The 17,577-nt window shown below is 73.1% G+C and carries 15 protein-coding genes; 11 read left to right on the forward strand and 4 right to left on the reverse strand.

Annotation, left to right across the window (positions count from 1 at the left end):
• The 3 genes from ACN27D_RS29335 to ACN27D_RS29345 are packed head-to-tail and all read left to right on the forward strand — an operon-like array spanning position 1 to position 2,584.
• Positions 1-939, forward strand: a complete 939-nt coding sequence (locus ACN27D_RS29335) for an ROK family protein (RefSeq protein WP_421500543.1) — start codon at positions 1-3, stop codon at positions 937-939.
• Complete coding sequence (locus ACN27D_RS29340) at positions 936-1,625, forward strand: N-acetylmannosamine-6-phosphate 2-epimerase (protein ID WP_421500544.1); 690 nt, start codon at positions 936-938, stop codon at positions 1,623-1,625. Before ACN27D_RS29335 ends, ACN27D_RS29340 begins: the two co-directional genes overlap by 4 nt.
• Complete coding sequence (locus tag ACN27D_RS29345; RefSeq protein ID WP_355115047.1) at positions 1,616-2,584, forward strand: acetylxylan esterase; 969 nt, start codon at positions 1,616-1,618, stop codon at positions 2,582-2,584. Before ACN27D_RS29340 ends, ACN27D_RS29345 begins: the two co-directional genes overlap by 10 nt.
• On the opposite strand, the gene ACN27D_RS29350 is transcribed toward ACN27D_RS29345, so the two are convergent.
• On the reverse strand, positions 2,581-3,624 hold the full coding sequence (locus tag ACN27D_RS29350) for a polyprenyl synthetase family protein (protein ID WP_357794034.1): 1,044 nt from the start codon (positions 3,622-3,624) through the stop codon (positions 2,581-2,583). The two genes, ACN27D_RS29345 and ACN27D_RS29350, sit on opposite strands and share 4 nt — an antisense overlap.
• A gap of 7 nt (positions 3,625-3,631) precedes the next feature.
• Positions 3,632-4,042, reverse strand: a complete 411-nt coding sequence (locus ACN27D_RS29355; protein WP_091425196.1) for a hypothetical protein — start codon at positions 4,040-4,042, stop codon at positions 3,632-3,634.
• Between the two features lie 160 nt (positions 4,043-4,202).
• Between ACN27D_RS29355 and ACN27D_RS29360 the strand changes: the two genes are divergently transcribed.
• Genes ACN27D_RS29360 through ACN27D_RS29375 form a run of 4 tightly spaced genes read left to right on the forward strand, consistent with a single transcriptional unit; the run spans position 4,203 to position 8,301 of the window.
• On the forward strand, positions 4,203-5,765 hold the full coding sequence (locus tag ACN27D_RS29360; RefSeq protein ID WP_421500545.1) for a phenylacetate--CoA ligase family protein: 1,563 nt from the start codon (positions 4,203-4,205) through the stop codon (positions 5,763-5,765).
• 3 nt (positions 5,766-5,768) lie between these two features.
• Positions 5,769-6,209, forward strand: a complete 441-nt coding sequence (locus ACN27D_RS29365; RefSeq protein ID WP_120573829.1) for a DUF4188 domain-containing protein — start codon at positions 5,769-5,771, stop codon at positions 6,207-6,209.
• Positions 6,206-7,288: a GNAT family N-acetyltransferase gene (locus tag ACN27D_RS29370; protein WP_421500546.1), complete on the forward strand. Its 1,083-nt coding sequence runs from the start codon at positions 6,206-6,208 to the stop codon at positions 7,286-7,288. Before ACN27D_RS29365 ends, ACN27D_RS29370 begins: the two co-directional genes overlap by 4 nt.
• Positions 7,289-7,290: 2 nt before the next feature.
• Positions 7,291-8,301 carry a nitroreductase gene (locus ACN27D_RS29375; protein WP_421500547.1) on the forward strand — a complete coding sequence of 337 codons (1,011 nt, stop codon included), beginning with the start codon at positions 7,291-7,293 and terminating at the stop codon, positions 8,299-8,301.
• Positions 8,302-8,313: 12 nt separating this feature from the next.
• On the opposite strand, the gene ACN27D_RS29380 is transcribed toward ACN27D_RS29375, so the two are convergent.
• Positions 8,314-9,351 carry a LacI family DNA-binding transcriptional regulator gene (locus ACN27D_RS29380; RefSeq protein WP_013285849.1) on the reverse strand — a complete coding sequence of 346 codons (1,038 nt, stop codon included), beginning with the start codon at positions 9,349-9,351 and terminating at the stop codon, positions 8,314-8,316.
• A gap of 387 nt (positions 9,352-9,738) precedes the next feature.
• On the opposite strand from ACN27D_RS29380, the gene ACN27D_RS29385 reads away from it, so the two are divergent.
• The 4 genes from ACN27D_RS29385 to ACN27D_RS29400 all read left to right on the forward strand — a co-directional run bounded on the left by ACN27D_RS29385 (position 9,739) and on the right by ACN27D_RS29400 (position 16,755).
• Positions 9,739-11,127 (forward strand): glycoside hydrolase family 43 protein, encoded by a 1,389-nt coding sequence (locus ACN27D_RS29385; RefSeq protein ID WP_421500548.1) that lies wholly within the window; start codon positions 9,739-9,741, stop codon positions 11,125-11,127.
• Between the two features lie 14 nt (positions 11,128-11,141).
• Positions 11,142-12,506, forward strand: coding sequence for a glycoside hydrolase family 43 protein (locus ACN27D_RS29390; RefSeq protein ID WP_421500549.1), 1,365 nt, complete (start codon positions 11,142-11,144; stop codon positions 12,504-12,506).
• A 36-nt stretch (positions 12,507-12,542) separates the two neighbouring features.
• The gene (locus tag ACN27D_RS29395) at positions 12,543-13,850 is read left to right on the forward strand and encodes a cellulose binding domain-containing protein (RefSeq protein WP_278090627.1); all 1,308 of its coding nucleotides are present in this window, start codon (positions 12,543-12,545) and stop codon (positions 13,848-13,850) included.
• Positions 13,851-13,938: 88 nt separating this feature from the next.
• Positions 13,939-16,755 carry a glycosyl hydrolase family 95 catalytic domain-containing protein gene (locus ACN27D_RS29400; protein WP_421500550.1) on the forward strand — a complete coding sequence of 939 codons (2,817 nt, stop codon included), beginning with the start codon at positions 13,939-13,941 and terminating at the stop codon, positions 16,753-16,755.
• A gap of 53 nt (positions 16,756-16,808) precedes the next feature.
• Here ACN27D_RS29400 and ACN27D_RS29405 read toward each other — a convergent pair whose 3' ends face one another.
• A complete protein-coding gene (locus ACN27D_RS29405; RefSeq protein WP_047894629.1) occupies positions 16,809-17,522 on the reverse strand; it encodes a hypothetical protein in 714 nt (237 codons plus the stop codon).
• Between the last annotated feature and the right edge of the window lie 55 nt (positions 17,523-17,577).

Consider the following 17,577-nt stretch of genomic DNA (forward strand, 5'->3'; position numbering starts at 1 on the left):
ATGCCCGACCTGAGCACCACGGGCGCCGCCGACCTGGTCGCCGCGCTCGACATCGGCGGCACCAAGACCACCGCCGCCCTGGTCACCGCCGGGGGAGAGGTCGTCGGCCGGCACACCGCGCCGACGCCTGGTCGCTCCGGTGCCGCCGCGGTGCTCGACACCGCCGCCGGCCTGGTCGAGAAGCTGCGGGCGGACGCGCCGGGTGCCGTACGGGCGCTCGGCGTCGGCAGCGCCGGGGTCATCGACAGCGCCTCCGGCCTGGTGCTGTCCGCCACCGACGTGCTGACCGGGTGGACCGGCACGGACCTGCGCGGCGACCTGCGCCGGCGCCTGGGCGTGCCGGTCACCGTGATCAACGACGTGCACGCCCACGCGCTGGGCGAGGCGCGTCACGGCGCGGCGGCCGGCTACGACACGGTGCTCTACGTCGCCGTGGGTACCGGCGTCGGCGCGTCGTTCGTCCTCGGTGACGCGGTGCTCGCCGGCGCGCACAGCGCCGCCGGGCACGCGGGGCACCAGCCGTCCCCGTACGCCGGATCGCTTGCCTGCACGTGCGGCGGGCGCGGGCACCTGGAGGCGATCGCCGCCGGTCCCGCGCTCGCGGCCGAGTACGTCCGGCGTACCGGCCGCCCGGTGGCCGACCTGCGGGCCGTCGCCGCGCTCGCGGCGGGCGGCGACGAGACGGCCCGGGAGGTCGTCCGGCTGGGCGGCGCGGCCGTCGGTTCCGCCGTCGGCGGCCTGGTCAACGTGCTCGACCCGGCCGCCGTGGTGGTCGGCGGCGGCGTCACCGGCCTCGGTGAGCCGTGGTGGCGGGCGCTGCGCGACGCGGTGCCCGCCGAGACGCTGCCCGGCCTGGCCGGCGTACCGGTCCTCGCCTCCACCCTCGGCCCCGACGCGCCGCTGCTCGGTGCCGCCTCGCTCGCCTGGAAGGTCTCATGAACGCGCTCGTCGACCAGCTCCGTGACCGCCTGGTCGTCTCCTGTCAGGCGTACCCGGGTGAGCCCATGCGCGACCCGGACACGATGCGCCGGGTCGCGCTCGCCACCGCACGGGGCGGCGCCGCCGGCATCCGCGCGCAGGGGCTGGCGGACATCGCGGCGATCCGCGCGGCGGTGGACCTGCCGCTGATCGGGCTCTGGAAGGACGGCGACGACGACGTCTTCATCACCCCGACGCTGGAGCACGCGCTCGCCGTCGCCGACGCCGGGGCACACGTCGTCGCGCTCGACGGCACGTCCCGGCCCCGGCCCGACGGCCGTACGCTCGCCGAGACGATCGCCGCCGTGCACGAGCGCACCGGTGCGCTGGTGATGGCCGACTGCTCCACCTTCGACGAGGGCGTGGCCGCCGCCGCTGCCGGCGCCGACCTGGTCGGCACCACGCTCGCCGGGTACACCGCGTACACCACCAAGGGCGACGGGCCGGACCTGGACCTGGTCGCCCGGCTCGCCGCCGCGGTCGATGTCCCGGTGGTCGCCGAGGGACGCATCCACACCCCGGAGCAGGCCGCGCAGGCGCTGCGGGCGGGCGCGTGGACGGTCGTGGTGGGCACCGCCATCACCCACCCGAGCACCATCACCGGCTGGTTCGCCTCCGCCGTGCGGGAGGCCGCGTCGTGCCGCTGACCGACCTCGACCTGGCCGGCTGCCTGGCGTACCGGCCGGAGCTGGACGTGCCGGCGGACCTGGACGCGTTCTGGGCGCGCACGCTCGACGGCGGCGACCCGGAGGCGGCGGTCTACGAACCGGTCGACACCGGCCTGACCCAGATCCGGACGTACGCCGCCACGATCCCCGGCTTCGGCGGCGAGCCGGTACGCGGATGGCTGCACCTGCCGGCCGGGGCCGACGGGCCGCTGCCCTGCGTGGTCGAGTACCTCGGCTACGGCCGGGGCCGCGGCCTGCCGCACGAGAAGCTGTTCTGGGCCGCGGCGGGCTTCGCGCACCTGATCATGGACAGCCGGGGCCAGGGCTGGAGCGCCGCCACCGGCGGCACGCCCGACCCGCACCCCTACCCGGCCGGCACCGTGCCGGGCTTCCTCACCCGGGGCGTCGACGACCCGGCCGAGCACTACTACCGGCGGCTGATCACCGACGCGGTGCGCTTCGCCGAGGCCGCCCGGCGGCACCCGGCCGTCGACCCCGCGCGGGTGGCGGTCACCGGCTTCAGCCAGGGCGGCGGCCTGGCCCTGGCCGCCGCCGCGCTGTGCCCGGACGTCGTGGCCGTCATGCCCGACGTGCCGTTCCTGTGCGACATCCCCCGGGGCGTGCGCGTCGCCGGGCCGGACAGCCCGTACGCCGAGGTGGTCGAATACCTCGCGCTGCACCGTGACCGCGCCGACCGGGTGTTCCGCACGCTGTCCTACCTGGACGCCGCCGTGCTCGCGCCGCGCGCCACCGCGCCCGCACTGTTCTCGATCGCGCTGCGGGACCAGGTCTGCCCGCCGTCGACCTGCTTCGCCGCCTACCATCGCTACGGCGGCGACAAGGACGTGCGGGTGTACGAGTTCAACGACCACGAGGGCGGCGAGGCGGCACACCAGCGCGAACAGCTCACCTGGCTGCGCGGCATCCTGGGCGCCTAACGCGCGCGTTCCACCACGTAGTCGGTCAGCTCCAGCAGGAAACGGCCGTCCTCGGTGTCGGCCGCGGCGCCCAGCGCCCGCTCACCCGCACGCCGGGCGGCGAGCGCGAGTTCCCGGGCGCTGCGCCGCGCCGACTCCACGCAGTCGTACGCGAGCAGCCGCCCGTGCAGCCAGCGCACCTCGGCGGCGGTGCGCTGCGCCCGGGTACGGCTCAGCAACCGCACGAGCCGTTCGCGTTCCTCCGGCGTGCACCGCCGCATGAAGTCGATCAGGATCAGCGTGCGCTTGCCCTCCCACAGGTCACCGGCGATCTCCTTGCCGTACCGGGCGTAGTCGCCGGTCAGGTTGAGCGCGTCGTCCTGGATCTGGAACGCCGCACCCAGGTACCAGCCGTACCGGTCCAGCACGTCGACCGCGTTCTCCCGGCCGGTCGCCGCGAGGATCCCGGTGCGGCACGGGTAGATGCACGTGTACCAGGACGTCTTCTTCAGGCACATCCGGTAGTAGTCGTCCGCGTCCAGGTCGCACACGTTGTCGCGGATCCAGCCGATCTCGATCGCCTGACCCTCCAGCGAGTGGCGCATCATCAGCTCGGTCTCGGTGAACAGCCGCCACGCGATCCCGGAGCCGAGCGCCGCCCGGTTCGCGGCGAGCCGCCGCAGCGCCAGCAGGTTGGTCATGTTGCCGACGTTCAGCGCCACGCCGACGCCGTACTCGGCGTGCAGCGTCCGCCCGCCGCGCCGCTGCTCGCTTTCGTCCTGGATGTCGTCGTGGATGAGGAAGGCGTTGTGGAACAGCTCCACAGTCACGGCGGCGTTGAGGCCCACCGCGTCGCCGCCGCCGAACGCCCGGCACGTGGCCAGGCACAGCGCGGCGCGCAGCCCCTTGCCCCAGCGCCGGGGGTATTCCGCGACCAGGTCGTAGAGGTATCGCGGGCCGCCCTCGGGCACGTCGTCGAGCAGCGCGCCGAGGGCGAGCCCGCGATAGCGCTCCAGCATCCGTTCCACGTGCCCGCCGGCCACCCCGGCGGTCGGCGCCATCGCGCGGCTACCGGTCCGTCGGCCGCTTCGGGGCCGGCGACGCCAGCCGGTCCGCGAGCCCGTTGGCCACCTCGGGGGCCAGCCGCGCCAGATTGAGTACGGTGTCCAGCGCGTCGTGCGCGTCCGAGGTGTACCGCCGGATCACCTCGCCGCGCTGGTCGTCGGCCATCTTCAACTGCCCGACCACGGTGTCGATGAGGGCGTGCCCGTCGGTGCGGACCCGCGCGACCAGTTCGTCGAACGCCTCCGGGTCGACCCGGCGGCTCTCGGTCAGCTTCTCCTCGAGCCGCCGTGCGCCGGCCAGCCCCGCCGCGAGTTCCTCCTCCAGCACCGTGGCCGCGTGGGTCACGGTCTCCGAGGTCTCCTCGGCCACCTTCTCGAAGCGCTCGTTCACGCGCTCACGCTTGCCGTCTGTCATGGGCGAAGTGTCACCGGACCAGCGACGACACACCATACGAGTGTCGCCATGGTGACTGAGCGTGTCCAGCCGGATGGCGTCGCCACTGGGTACGCGTACTCAGCGCAGTACCGTCCCGCCGCTCATGTGCGCGCGTCGCGGCGTCGACAGGATGCTTGTCATGGCCGAGACGCTGCACCGACACGCCGCTGCACGTACCGTCGACACGCCCCTGCCCGCCGAGGCCGCGCTGGCGCCCGCCGGCCGCGCGGTCGCCGCGCTGGCCCGGCTCGTCGCCCACCACCCGGCCGGCTGGCGGTGGCTGGCCCGGCGCCACCACCCGGTCCTCGACCGGCTCGCCGCCGCGAATGCGCGGTCGACCTGCGTGCGGGCCGCCCGGCGGGTGCCCGCCTACCAGGCGTTCCTGCGGGCCCGCCCGGGCGGCCTGCGCCGCCGGCTGCGGGACTTCCCGGAGACCGACAAGCGTGGGTACGTCATGGCGTACGACACCTCCGCCCGGTGCCGGGACGGGCGGCTGCCGGAGCGCGGCGTGGTGGTTGACGAGTCGGCCGGCTCGTCCGGGCGGCCGTTCAACTGGCCGCGCGGCGAGCGGGAACTGCGGGCGGTGCACCGGGACATCGCCGGCTACACCGGACTGGCGTTTCCGATGCGCCGGCCGTTCGTGATCAACGCGTACTCGATGGGCGCCTGGGCGACCGGCACCACCACCGGCGCGGCGATGGCCCGGATCGCCAGCGTGAAGAACACCGGACCCGACCTCGGGAAGATCGTCGACACGCTGCGCGAGTTCGGTCCCGGCCACGACTACCTGGTGACCGCCTATCCGCCGTTCCTCAAGCACCTGCGGGACCGGCTCGACGCCGAGGACTTCCAGTGGTCGAGGTACCGGATCTTCGCCAGCTGCGGCGGCGAGGGCATGACCGAGGCGCTGCGCGACTACCTGGAGCAGCGGTTCGTGCGGGTGCGGTCGGCGTACGGCGCGTCGGACCTGACCATCGGTATCGGCGCGGAGACCCGGTTCACGGTGTGGCTGCGGCGGCGGCTGCGCACCGACGCGGGGCTGCGCGCGGAACTGCTCGGCCGCGGCGAGCAGCGGCTGCCGATGGTGTTCCAGTACAACCCGTTCGCCACCTACCTGGAGACCAACGAGCGGCGGGAACTGCTCTGCACCGTCACGAGCCCGCACGTGCTCCAGCCGCGGCTGCGCTACAACGTGGGCGACGAGGCGCTGCTGGTGCCGTACCGGCGGATCGTCGAGCTGGCCCACGCCGACCCGGTACGCCGCGCCGAGTTCCGTACCGCGGTGGCCGAGGAGCGGATGACGCTGCCGCTGCTGCTGTTGTTCGGCCGCAGCGACTCCACCGTGTCCTACCTGGGCGCGAACCTCTACCCGCAGGACGTCGAGTACGGCCTCTACACCGGCAACCCGTACGCCGCCGAGATCAGCCGGTTCTGCCTGACGCTGCACGAGGATGCGGCGCTGGAGACCCGGCCGGTGATCCACGTCGAGCTGCGCCGCCCGCTGGACACCGCGGTACGCGCGGCGCTCGCCGACGCCTGCCGCGACGGGGTACGCGCGCACCTGACCTCGGTGTCGCGGGACTTCGCGCAGTCCCTGGTGGAGGACCCGACCGCGGGTGACCTGCGGGTGGAGCTGCACGAACCGGACGGCGGCCCGTTCGCCGCCATGCAGAAGATCAAGAACGTCTACCTGGTGAGGTGAGTGATGCGTACCCGTGACTTCTCCCGCGCCCCGGCCCAGGCCCGCGCCGGCGCCATGTTCATCGGCGGCACCCGGTACGCGAACCCGCTGGTGCTGCTGCGCCTGGCCCCCGACTGGATCCGGATGGTGCGCGACATGCGCCGGATGTCCGGCTACTGCTGGCACACCGTCTACTGGCAGTTCCCGCTGACGCTCGGCACGATCGCGTTCTTCACCGACCGGGACGCGCTGCTGCGCTTCGCCCGGACCCGGCACCACCGCAAGCTGATGATGTGGCTGACCGACGGCACCCGTAACGCCACCGCCGGGTTCATCCGGCTCTACACCGCCTCCCCGGACGGCTACTCCAACGGCGCGTGGCGGGCCGAGGACGGCGCGATGGGCCACATCGAGCAGTTCACGCCGCTGGGCGCGGAGACGGCCGGACCGGCGGTGCGCCGGTGACCGGCCACCGCTTCGAGCGCGTCACCGGCCGGCGCGGCCTGCGCGACTTCCTCACGCTCACCGACCGGCTGTACGCGGACGAGCCCCGGTACGTGCCGACGCCCCGGCAGCAGATCCGCCGTTGGTGGCGCGACGGCGTGCCGATGTACGTGCTGCGCGACGCCACCGGTGCGGTGGTCGGGCGGACCACGCTGCACACCGACGCGGACCTCGACGCCAAGCTGGGCCGCCGGTGCCAGCTGTTCGGGCTCACCGAGTTCACCGCGTCCGCCGCCGGGCCGCTGTTCGACGCGATCACCACGCACGCCACGCCCGGACGGGATCTGCTGTTCGGGCCGGTGGCGCTGCTGCCCAACCAGGCGGGCGGCGTGATCACCTCCGGGTACGCCGACCGGGGGTTCGTGGACAGCGCGTGGAACCCGCCGCACTACCCGGACGCGTACGAGGCGTACGGGTTCACCGGGCGGTTCGTCTCCGACACCTGGATCTGCCCGGTCCCGCGGCCGGCCGGACCGGCCCCCGGCCCGGGTGTCGAGCCCGACGGCGCCCGGCTGGAACTGCACCGGGGGAACACGCGGCGGCTCGACGAGCAGCTCGCCCTGCTGCGCGGGATGCTCAACGACTCCTTCGCCCAGCTCGGCTACTACACGCCGATCTCCGCGGCGCAACTGCGGCGGCAGACCGACGGCCTGGCGTACCTGCTGGACGAGTCGCTCCTGCTCTACCTGACCCGCGACGGGCGGCCGGTGGCGTTCGTGCTCTGCGTGCCGGACATCAGCGACTTCCTGGTCGCGCTCCGCGGCGACCTGAACCCGGTCAACCAGCTTCGGCTGCTGGCCACCCGCCGCCGGTACCGGCGGGAGGCGGTGCTGATCGTCAAGGGCGTGGTGCCGGAGTTCCAGGGGCGCGGCTACCAGCGGCTGCTCTCCGCGCACCTGCACCACAACCTGCACGACGGCGGCTACACGGCGCTGCGCAGCACGTACGTCGGTCGGGACAACCCGGCGTCGGCGGCCCAGTACCGGCGCCTCGGCGGGCGCCCGCTGCACGGCTACACGTTCTACGCCAGGGAGCGGTGAGCATGGACCTCGCCGCGTTCCACGCGCTGGAGCCGCTGTGCTGGCGGGCGCCGAGCGCACACAACACCCAGCCGTGGCGGCTGCGCTACGAGCGCTGGGCGATCACCGTCGGCTGGGATCCGGCCGACGCGCTGCCCGCGGGCGACCCGACCGGGCGGGACCTGCGGCTGTCGCTGGGCGCGTTCGTGGAGACCTGCCTCATCGTCGCCGCCGACGCGAGGCTGCGGCTGGACTGGGCCGCCGACCACGACGAGTCCGACCGGCGGGTGGGACGACTGCGGCCGGGACGGCAGCCGTACCGGACGCCGTTCCGCACCGCCGACGTGTGGGACCGGCGTACCCACCGGGGCCGGTTCACCGGCGGCCCGGACGCCGACGTGGTCGCGGCCGTGGACGCGGTCGCCCGGCGGGCCGGTGGCGCGGTCCGCGTCGTGCCGGCGGCCGGGCGGCTGCGCGCGCTGCTGCGCACGGCCGACCGGCAGGTGTACGCCGACCCGGCGGTGGTCGCGGAGCTGCGCCGCTGGCTGCGCCTGGACCGGTCGGGCCCGCGCTACCGGACCGACGGGCTCAGTGACCGCTGCCTCGGGCTGGGCCGGGCGGCGGCCACCGGGCTGCGGGCGGCGCTCGCGGCGTACCCGGCGTTGCGCCCGCTGGGGCTGCCCCGGCTGCTCGCCGCCGCGAGTGGTGATCCGCTGGCGCAGGGCGGCGCGGTGCTGGCGCTCGTCGCGCCGCCCGGTCTGGACGCGGCCGGGCAGGTCGAGTTCGGACGCGTGCTCATGCGGATGTGGCTGACGCTGCACACGGCCGGGCTGGCCGCGCATCCGCTCAGTCAGCTCGTCGACGTGGCCGCCACCCGGGACGCGCTCGGCACGCTGCTGGACGTGGCGCCGGAGCGGATCGTGCACGTGGCCCGGGTGGGCCGGCCGGTCGCGCCGGCGCCCCACTCGGCGCGCCGGGTCGAGCGCACGGGTGGGGGAGTGCTGATGCGGGACGCCGCGGTCCGGGTGGGGTAGGACCGCCGGGGGTCATCGCGACGGCGGCGCGGTGCTGGCCCGTACCACGAGAGTGGTGCCGAGTTCGTACCGCTCCTGGGCCGGGGCGCGGCCGTCGGCCAGGGTCAGGGCGAGCCGGGCGGCCGTGGCGCCGATCTCGGCGAACGGCTGCCGCACCGTGGTCAGCGGTGGCGCGAGCCAGGCCGCCTGCTCGACGTCGTCGAATCCCACCACGCTGAGATCCTCCGGTATCCGCAGACCGGCGTCCCGGGCCGCCGCGTAGACGCCCATCGCCTGCAGGTCGTCGCCGCAGACGACAGCGGTCGGCGGGTCGGGCCGGGCGAGCAGCTGAGCGCCGAGGTCGCGGCCGTCCTCGAAGGTGAACACGCCCCGCTGTTCGAGGCTCTGGTCGAACGGGACACCGGCGTAGTCCAGCGCGGCGTGGAACCCGTCCAGCCGGGCGCGCGCGGACAGGTCCCGGACCGGTCCGGTGATCACGCCGATCCGGCGATGGCCGAGTTCGAGCAGGTGCCGGGTGGCGGCGAGCGCGCCGCTCCAGTTGTTGGACCCGACGGCGGGGGTGGGGAACAGGTCGCCGGTCGGGTCGATGGCGACCAGCGGTATCCCGTCGGCCTCGAACCGTTCGCCGTCCTCGGCGGTGACCAGGGCGAACGCCGTGATGACGGCGGTCGGCTGCCGCACCAGCAGTTGCTCCGCCCAGGGCAGCCCGGCCGACACGAGCCGGTGCACGTCGGTGAAGCCGACGGTGTGGTCGTGGGCGGCGGCGACCTCCTGGACGCCGCGCAGGATCTGCATGGCGATCGAGGACAGCATCCGGTGGAAGACCACCTCGACGCAGAGGGCCGCGCCGGTGGTCTGCCGTCGCCGGTAGCCGTGGTCGCGGAGCAGGGCTTCCACCCGCTGACGGGTCTGCTCGCCCACCCCGCGCCGGCCGTTGAGGACCTTGGAGACGGTGGGTGGGGACACTCCGGCGAGTTCGGCGATCGTCGCGAGGGGCAGGTCACCGCGCCGGGGCTTGCGCAGGTGCGGCCGCGGTCCTTCTTCGATCACGAGGGAAGTCTATGGCTGCGGCGCGAGGGCGAGTACGGGCCGCTCAGACCGCCCGCGAAAGGTTATCGATAACATTTCGCGCCCCGGAGGACTTCGCCGGGTCGGGTCGTGGATCTCCGGCTTTCCGCGGGAACTTTCGCGAAACCTGTTCGTCACATCTTGACGGCCGACGCCTCCATCCATGAGAGTCCATATAGGCAGATGCGGCGCACGGACGGGAGCCCGGCGCCGGTGGGGTGGCGGAGCGCGTACGGCAAGGATGCCTGGGCAGCATCCTGTTAGCGCTAACACCAGCCCTTCCTGCCGACATCAGACGCCGGTCCGGCCCGCGTCATCACGTCCCACCCATCCACGCGCACGAGCGTGGCGGCAGAGGGGTTCCGATCCGTGGCGATCAGTCGACGAGCACTCATCAAGGCCGTGGCCGCATCCGGCGCACTCACCGCGGCGTCGGTCACCGGCCTTCCCAGCGTGGCGTGGGCGGCGAACACCGCGTACGCGATGGCCTACTTCACCGAGACGCCGAACTTCCAGGGCGCGGACTACGGGCTGCACCTGGCGGTGAGCCGGGACGGTCTGAACTGGACGCCGCTGAACCAGAACAACCCGGTGGTCACCCCGACGCAGGGGCAGATGGGCCTGCGGGATCCGTTCGTGTTCCGCAAGCGGGACGGCAGGTTCGTCATCCTGGCCACCGATCTCAAGGGCACCAACTTCGGCCTGAACAGCCAGTACCTGCACGTGTGGGACTCGACCGACCTCACCGCTCTCACCGGCTACCGCCGGATCCGGATGCACACGCTGCCCAACTCGCACACCTGGGCGCCCACGGCGTTCTGGGACGCCGGCCGCGGCCAGTACGGCATCGTCTACTCCTGCAACAGCGGCGGCGACGTGCTGATGGTCAACTACACAAGCGATTTCGTCACAGTCGGCCCGCAGCAGGTGTTCTTCAGCCCCGGCTTCGGGGTGCTCGACGGTGACGTCGTCGTCGACGGTGGCACCACGTACCTCTACTACAAGAACCTGTCCACCGGCCTGCTGCACGGCGCCCGCTCCTCGACCGGCGCGCCGAACAGCTTCACCACGTACACCAGTGGACTGCGGCAGGGCAACGCGATCGAGGCGCCACTGCTGGTCAAGAACAACGACGGCAGCGGCTGGCGGCTCTGGGGCGACTCGTTCAGCCCGGTCAACGCCGACTACTACATCTGGTCCACCTCGAACATCGGCGGCAACTCGTGGACCGCGCTCAACCAGCGCGACTACACGCCGCCGCTGAACGCCAAGCACGGCTCGATCGTCGGGATCAGCGACGCCGAGTACAACGCGATGATCTCCCGGTGGGGCACCCCGAACTGGGTCCGGCTCAAGTCGTCGAACCTGCCCGACCACGTGGTACGGCACAGCAACGGGGTCGGCCGCGTCGACGCGTACCCGTTCGATCCCTACCAGGACCAGATGTGGCGGATGGTGGCCGGCCTGGCCGACCCCGCCGCCGTGTCGTTCGAGTCGGTGAACCGGCCGGGCAGCTTCCTGCGGCACAGCAACTACGCCATCCGCCTCGACCCGAACGACGGGTCGGCCACGTTCCGGGCGGACGCCACCTTCCACCGCACCGCGGGACTCGCCGACGCCTCGTGGACGTCGTTCCGGTCGCACAACTTCCCGGACCGCTACCTGCGGCACGCCAACTACCTGCTGCGGATCGACCCACTCGGCTCGGCGTCGAGCGCGAGCGACCGCCAGGACGCCACCTTCCGCATCACGCCCTGACCGAGGAGGCCGTCATGACCAGAAGACTCCTGCGACGCGGCGTCGCGCTGTTCGCGAGCATGCTCTGCGCGGTCGCGCTGACGCCTGCTGTCGCCCACGCGGACAACCCCGTCGTCCAGACCATCTACACGGCCGACCCGGCGGCGCTGGTGCACAACGGCCGGGTCTACCTCTACACCGGCCACGACGAGGACGGCTCGACCTACTTCACCATGAAGGAGTGGCGGGTCTACTCGTCGGCCGACATGGTCAACTGGACCGACCACGGCTCGCCGATGAACCTGGCCACCTTCAGCTGGGCCAGCGCCGACGCGTGGGCCGGCCAGACCGTCTACCGCAACGGCCGCTTCTACTGGTACGTCCCGGTCAAGAACCGGGCCACCGGCCGGATGGCGATCGGCGTCGGTGTCTCCGACAGCCCGACCGGCCCGTTCCGGGACGCCATCGGCCGTCCGCTGGTGGAGAACGGTGAGATCGACCCGCACGCCTTCGTCGACGACACCGGGCAGGCGTACCTGTACTGGGGCAACCCGAACCTCTGGTACGTGCGGCTGAACGCCGACATGGTGTCGTTCTCCGGCGGCCCGACCCAGATCCCGCTGACCACAGCGGGCTTCGGCGCCCGCAGCGGGAACACCAGCCGTCCCACGCTGTACGAGGAAGGGCCCTGGGTCTACAAGCGCAACGGGACCTACTACAACGTCTTCGCGGCCGAGTGCTGCTCGGAGTTCATCGGCTACTCCACCGCACTCGGCCCGACCGGTCCGTGGACCTACCGCGGCACGATCATGCCCCGCCAGGGCGGCAGCTTCACCAACCACGCCTCGATCATCGACTTCAACGGCGGCTCCTACTTCTTCTACCACAACGGCGCGCTGCCGGGCGGTGGCGGCTTCACCCGGTCCGTGGCGGTGGAGAAGTTCAGCTACCGCTCCGACGGCACCATCCCGACGATCAACATGACCAGCGCCGGCGCACCGCAGGTCGGCACGCTCAACCCGTACGTGCGCCAGGAGGCGGAGACGATCGCCTGGTCCGCGGGCGTCGAGACGGAACCGTCGAGCGAGGGCGGGAGGAACGTCGGCTGGATCGAGAACGGCGACTACATCAAGGTCAAGGGCGTCGCGTTCGGCGCCGGCGCCGGCTCGTTCACCGCCCGGGTGGCCTCGGCGACGGCCGGCGGCCGGATCGAGGTGCGGCTGGGCAGCCCCACCGGCGCCGTGGCCGGCACCTGCGTCGTCGGCGGCACCGGCGGCTGGCAGACGTGGACCACGGTCACCTGCCCGGTCAGTGGCGCCACCGGCACCCGGGACGTGTTCCTGCGCTTCGCCGGCGGCAGCGGCTACCTGCTCAACGTCAACTGGTGGCAGTTCCGCTAGACCGGCCCACCCCACCATCACCGGAGGAGACCTCAGATGTCGAAGCGCAGAACGAGAGCCGGGTCGGTCACCGCCGCGATCCTGCTGGCCCTGGGCATGGGCGCCGCCATGGTCGGCGGCTCACTGGGCGGCAGCGCCCGGGCCGCGGACGTCGGCGCGGCGGCCGCGACGGCCGGCTGCGGGAAGGCCCCGACGCTGGCCAGCGGGACGCACACCGTCACCAGCAGCGGCAAGAACCGCACGTTCATCCTGCGGGTGCCCGACGGCTACGACGTCAACCGCCAGTACCGGCTGGTCGTCGGCTTCCACTGGCGCGGCGGCACCGCCACCGACGTCGCCACCGGCCAGACCGTCCAACGCGACGTGTGGTCGTACTACGGGTTGCAGCGGCTGGCGAACAACAGCACCATCTTCGTCGCGCCGCAGGGGCTCAACAACGGCTGGGCCAACGCCGGCGGCGAGGACATCACCTTCGTCGACGACATCCTGCGCCGTGTCGACGCCGGCCTGTGTGTGGACACCAGCCAGCGCTTCGCGCTCGGGTTCAGCTACGGCGGCGCCATGAGCTACGCGGTCGCCTGCGCCCGGCCCACCGTCTTCCGGGCGGTGGCCGTCTACGCCGGCGGCCAGCTCAGCGGATGCAGCGGCGGCACGCAGCCGATCGCGTACTTCGCCGCGCACGGCATCCGCGACGGCGTCCTCGGCATCGCCGGCGGGCGGACGATGCGCGACCGGTTCGTCCGCAACAACGGCTGCGCCACGCAGAACCCGCCCGAGCCGGGCCAGGGCAGCCTGAGCCACCGCACCACCACGTACACGGGCTGCCGGGCGGGGTACCCGGTGGTGTGGGCGGCCTTCGACGAGGGACACATCGCCGCCCCACAGGACGGCGCGCCGGGTGACAGCGGCACGCGTACCTGGCTGCCGGGGGAGACGTGGCAGTTCTTCACCCAGTTCCAGAGCACGACGCCGCCGCCCACCACACCCGCGCCGACCACCCCCGGCCCGACCACCCCGCCGCCGTCCGGCGTCGCCTGCAAGGTCACCGCGACGGTGAACGCCTGGAACACCGGCCTGACCGAAGACCTCACCCTCACCAACACCGGCGGCAGCGCGATCAACGGCTGGTCGCTGGTCTTCACCCTGCCGGGCGGGCAGACCATCACCTCCGGCTGGAACGCCACCTACTCGCCCGGCTCCGGTCAGGTGACCGCCCGCAACGTCTCCTACAACTCCACCATCGCGCCCGGCGCCTCGGTCAGCCTTGGCTTCCAGGCGAACCACACCGGCAACACGGCCGCACCGGCGGCGTTCACCCTCAACGGCGTCGCCTGCGCGAGGTAGCCACCGCACCCGGTGCGCGGGCGGGCCGACGCCGACCCGCCCGCGCACCGGCCGCACCACCACCCGACCCGCCTGCGAGGAGAAGACCATGTCCGACGTGACCCGAAGGAACATCCTCAAGGCCGGCGCGGCCGGGGCCGGTGCCGCGCTGGTGCCGGCCGCCTGGAGCGCCGCCGCACGCGCCGGCTCGGCGGCGCCACCACAGGTGCTGGCCGCGAACGACCTGGCACTCTGGTACGACGAACCGGCCGGCACCGAATGGCTGCGTGCCCTGCCGATCGGCAACGGGCGGCTCGGCGCGATGGTGTTCGGCAACGTCGACACCGAACGGCTCCAGCTCAACGAGGACACCGTCTGGGCCGGCGGCCCGTACGACTCGGCGAACACCAGGGGCGCGGCCAACCTGGCCGAGATCCGGCGTCGTGTCTTCGCCGACCAGTGGACCTCGGCGCAGGACCTGATCAACCAGACCATGATGGGCAGCCCGGGTGGTCAGCTCGCGTACCAGACCGTCGGGGACCTCCGGCTCTCCTTCGGTTCGGCGAGCGGGGCGACGCAGTACAACCGGACGCTCGACCTCACCACCGCCACTGTCACCACCACGTACGTGCTGAACGGCGTACGGCACCAGCGGGAGGTGTTCGCCAGCGCGCCCGACCAGGTGATCGTGCTCCGGCTGACCGCCGACCGGGCGAACTCGATCACGTTCTCCGCCACCTTCGACAGCCCGCAGCGGACCACCGTGTCCAGCCCGGACGGCGCGACAGTCGCGCTCGACGGCATCTCCGGGTCGATGGAGGGGGTCAACGGCTCGGTGCGGTTCCTCGCGCTGGGCCACGCCGCCGTCACCGGTGGCACTGTGAGCAGTTCCGGCGGCACGCTCCGGGTGTCCGGCGCCACCAGCGTGACGGTCCTGATCTCGATCGGGTCCAGCTACGTCAACTACCGCACCGTCAACGGCGACTACCAGGGCATCGCGCGCAACCGGCTCAACGCCGCCAAGAGCGTCGACGTCGACCAGCTGCGTGCCCGCCACCGCGCCGACCACCAGGCACTGTTCGGCCGGGTCACGATCGACCTGGGCCGCACCGCCGCCGCCGACCAGCCCACCGACGTACGGATCGCGCAGCACGCGAGCACGAACGATCCGCAGTTCGCCGCGCTGCTGTTCCAGTTCGGGCGGTACCTGTTGATCTCCTCGTCGCGGCCGGGCACCCAGCCGGCGAACCTCCAGGGCATCTGGAACGACTCGCTGACGCCGTCCTGGGACTCGAAGTACACGGTCAACGCCAACCTGCCGATGAACTACTGGCCGGCCGACACCACGAACCTGTCCGAGTGCTTCCTGCCGGTCTTCGACATGATCAAGGACCTCGCGGTGACCGGCGCGCGGGTCGCCCAGGCGCAGTACGGCGCCGGCGGCTGGGTCACCCACCACAACACCGACGCATGGCGGGGCGCGTCGGTCGTGGACGGCGCGTTCTGGGGCATGTGGCAGACCGGCGGCGCCTGGCTGAGCACGCTCATCTGGGACCACTACCTGTTCACCGGCGACCTCGGGTTCCTCCAGGCCAACTACCCGGCGCTCAAGGGCGCCGCCCAGTTCTTCCTGGACACCCTGGTCGCCCACCCGACGCTCGGCTACCTGGTGACGAACCCGTCGAACTCGCCGGAGCTGGCGCACCACGCCGACGCCAGCGTCTGCGCCGGCCCGACGATGGACAACCAGATCCTGCGCGACCTGTTCGACGCGGCGGCCCGGGCGAGCGAGGTGCTGGGCGTCGACACCACCTTCCGGTCCCAGGTACGCACCGCCAAGGACCGGCTGCCGCCGAGCCGCGTCGGCTCCCGCGGCAACGTGCAGGAGTGGCTGGCCGACTGGGTCGAGACCGAGCGCACCCACCGGCACGTCTCCCACCTGTACGGGCTGCACCCCGGCAACCAGATCACCAGGCGGGGCACCCCGTCGCTGTACGAGGCCGCCCGCAGGACGCTGGAACTGCGCGGCGACGACGGGACCGGCTGGTCCCTGGCCTGGAAGATCAATTTCTGGGCCCGCCTGGAGGACGGCGCCCGCGCCCACAAGCTCCTGCGCGACCTGGTGCGCACCGACCGGCTCGCGCCGAACATGTTCGACCTGCACCCGCCGTTCCAGATCGACGGCAACTTCGGGGCCACCTCGGGCATCGCCGAGATGCTGCTGCACAGCCACACCGGCGAGCTGCACCTGCTGCCCGCGCTGCCGACCGCCTGGCCCGCCGGGCGGGTCGCGGGCCTGCGCGGCCGAGGTGGCTACACGGTGGGGCTGACCTGGAGCAGCGGCCAGGCCGACGAGATCACCGTCCGCGCCGACCGCGACGGCACGCTGCGCCTGCGGTCCCGGCTGTTCACCGGCACCTTCACCGTCGCCGACGTCACCGACGGCAGCACACCCGCCACCACCCGCCCGGAGTCCGACGTCGTCGCGCTCACCGTCCGCGCCGGGCACACCTACCGGGCGGCGCGGCCCGGCGTGACGCCGTCGCCGACGTCCACACCGACGTCCACGCCGTCACCCACTCCGACCCCGACGCCGACCCCGACCACCAGCTCCCCGGCGCCGTCCGGCGCGCGTGCCACGTACGCGATCACCGGCTCCTGGTCGGGCGGCTTCCAGGCCGAGGTCACGGTGACCGCCGGCGCCACCGCGATCCGCGGCTGGACGGTCTCCTGGACGTTCCCGAACGGCCAGGTGATCAACCAGATCTGGAGCGGCACGCACACCCAGAACGGCGCGAACGTGACGGTGCGCAACGTCGACTACAACGGCTCACTGCCGGCCGGCGGCTCCACCACGTTCGGCTTCATCGGCACGGCCGGCGGCACCAACAACCCACCGGCGAACATCACCTGTACGACCACCTGACCCGCGCGACGCGCCCCGCCGCGGCCACCCGGCCGGGGCGGGCGCACCGCCGGTCAGGCCAGCAGCGTCTCGCGCAGCCGCGCGCCCAGGTTCAGCTCGCCGACCACGCGGGGACCGGCCGGGTCGTACACGGCGATGCGGTGGTTGCGGCGCATCATCTCCCGTACCGCCGGCGGCAGCCGGGGCGGGTCGTCCATCGTCGCGAGCACCCGCGCGCCGGTGCCCATCAGCCGTTCCACCAGCGTCGCGCTGTCGGTGTCCACACGCACCCGGCCGAACTCCCAGCCGGCGGTGGTCAGGTCGAGCACCTCGAACAGGCGCGTCACGAACGGCTGCGGGTCGGTCACCCGGTCCAGCCGGTCGGCCCGCCCGCCGACGACCGCCACGGCGGCGCTGACCTGCGCGTACGGATGCAGCCCGCTGGGCAGCGCACCGAGCGGCCAGCGTAGCGCCGGCCCGGCCTCCTTCCACAGGGGCCGGTAGTTGCGGCGGTGCACCAGCAGCCGCCGCCCGGTGCGCCGGAACACCTCCTGCGCCTGGGCGAGCAGGTCGGCGTGCGCCTGGTCGGCGGCCTCGCAGACGATCCCGGCGGCCACCACGAGACCGTCGTCATCGGACAGCAGCCGGGTGATCGCGTCGGCCTGCTCCGGGAACCGGAGGCGGGCGTGCGCCCCGTAGGACTGCCGGACGTCCCGCAGCAGCTCCTGCTGACGTGTGGGGTCCAGTTCGACCCGTCCGCCACCGAGCAACCGCTGGAGCCAACCCATCGCGCCTCGCTTCCGTCGCCGTCTGCGGACCGGGCAATGCTAGTTCGTCGGCCGA

It is taken from the genome of Micromonospora sp. WMMD1274 (assembly GCF_049179035.1).
Lineage (GTDB): Bacteria > Actinomycetota > Actinomycetes > Mycobacteriales > Micromonosporaceae > Micromonospora > Micromonospora tulbaghiae.

Excerpts from the sequence above, each read along its gene's own strand:
- ACN27D_RS29335 (WP_421500543.1), top strand. The coding sequence starts at position 1 with ATGCCCGACCTGAGCACCACGGGCGCCGCCGACCTGGTCGCCGCGCTC.
- ACN27D_RS29340 (WP_421500544.1), top strand. The coding sequence starts at position 936 with ATGAACGCGCTCGTCGACCAGCTCCGTGACCGCCTGGTCGTCTCCTGT.
- ACN27D_RS29350 (WP_357794034.1), bottom strand. The coding sequence starts at position 3,624 with ATGGCGCCGACCGCCGGGGTGGCCGGCGGGCACGTGGAACGGATGCTG.
- ACN27D_RS29355 (WP_091425196.1), bottom strand. The coding sequence starts at position 4,042 with ATGACAGACGGCAAGCGTGAGCGCGTGAACGAGCGCTTCGAGAAGGTG.
- ACN27D_RS29360 (WP_421500545.1), top strand. The coding sequence starts at position 4,203 with ATGGCCGAGACGCTGCACCGACACGCCGCTGCACGTACCGTCGACACG.
- ACN27D_RS29365 (WP_120573829.1), top strand. The coding sequence starts at position 5,769 with ATGCGTACCCGTGACTTCTCCCGCGCCCCGGCCCAGGCCCGCGCCGGC.
- ACN27D_RS29375 (WP_421500547.1), top strand. The coding sequence starts at position 7,291 with ATGGACCTCGCCGCGTTCCACGCGCTGGAGCCGCTGTGCTGGCGGGCG.
- ACN27D_RS29390 (WP_421500549.1), top strand. The coding sequence starts at position 11,142 with ATGACCAGAAGACTCCTGCGACGCGGCGTCGCGCTGTTCGCGAGCATG.
- ACN27D_RS29395 (WP_278090627.1), top strand. The coding sequence starts at position 12,543 with ATGTCGAAGCGCAGAACGAGAGCCGGGTCGGTCACCGCCGCGATCCTG.
- ACN27D_RS29400 (WP_421500550.1), top strand. The coding sequence starts at position 13,939 with ATGTCCGACGTGACCCGAAGGAACATCCTCAAGGCCGGCGCGGCCGGG.
- ACN27D_RS29405 (WP_047894629.1), bottom strand. The coding sequence starts at position 17,522 with ATGGGTTGGCTCCAGCGGTTGCTCGGTGGCGGACGGGTCGAACTGGAC.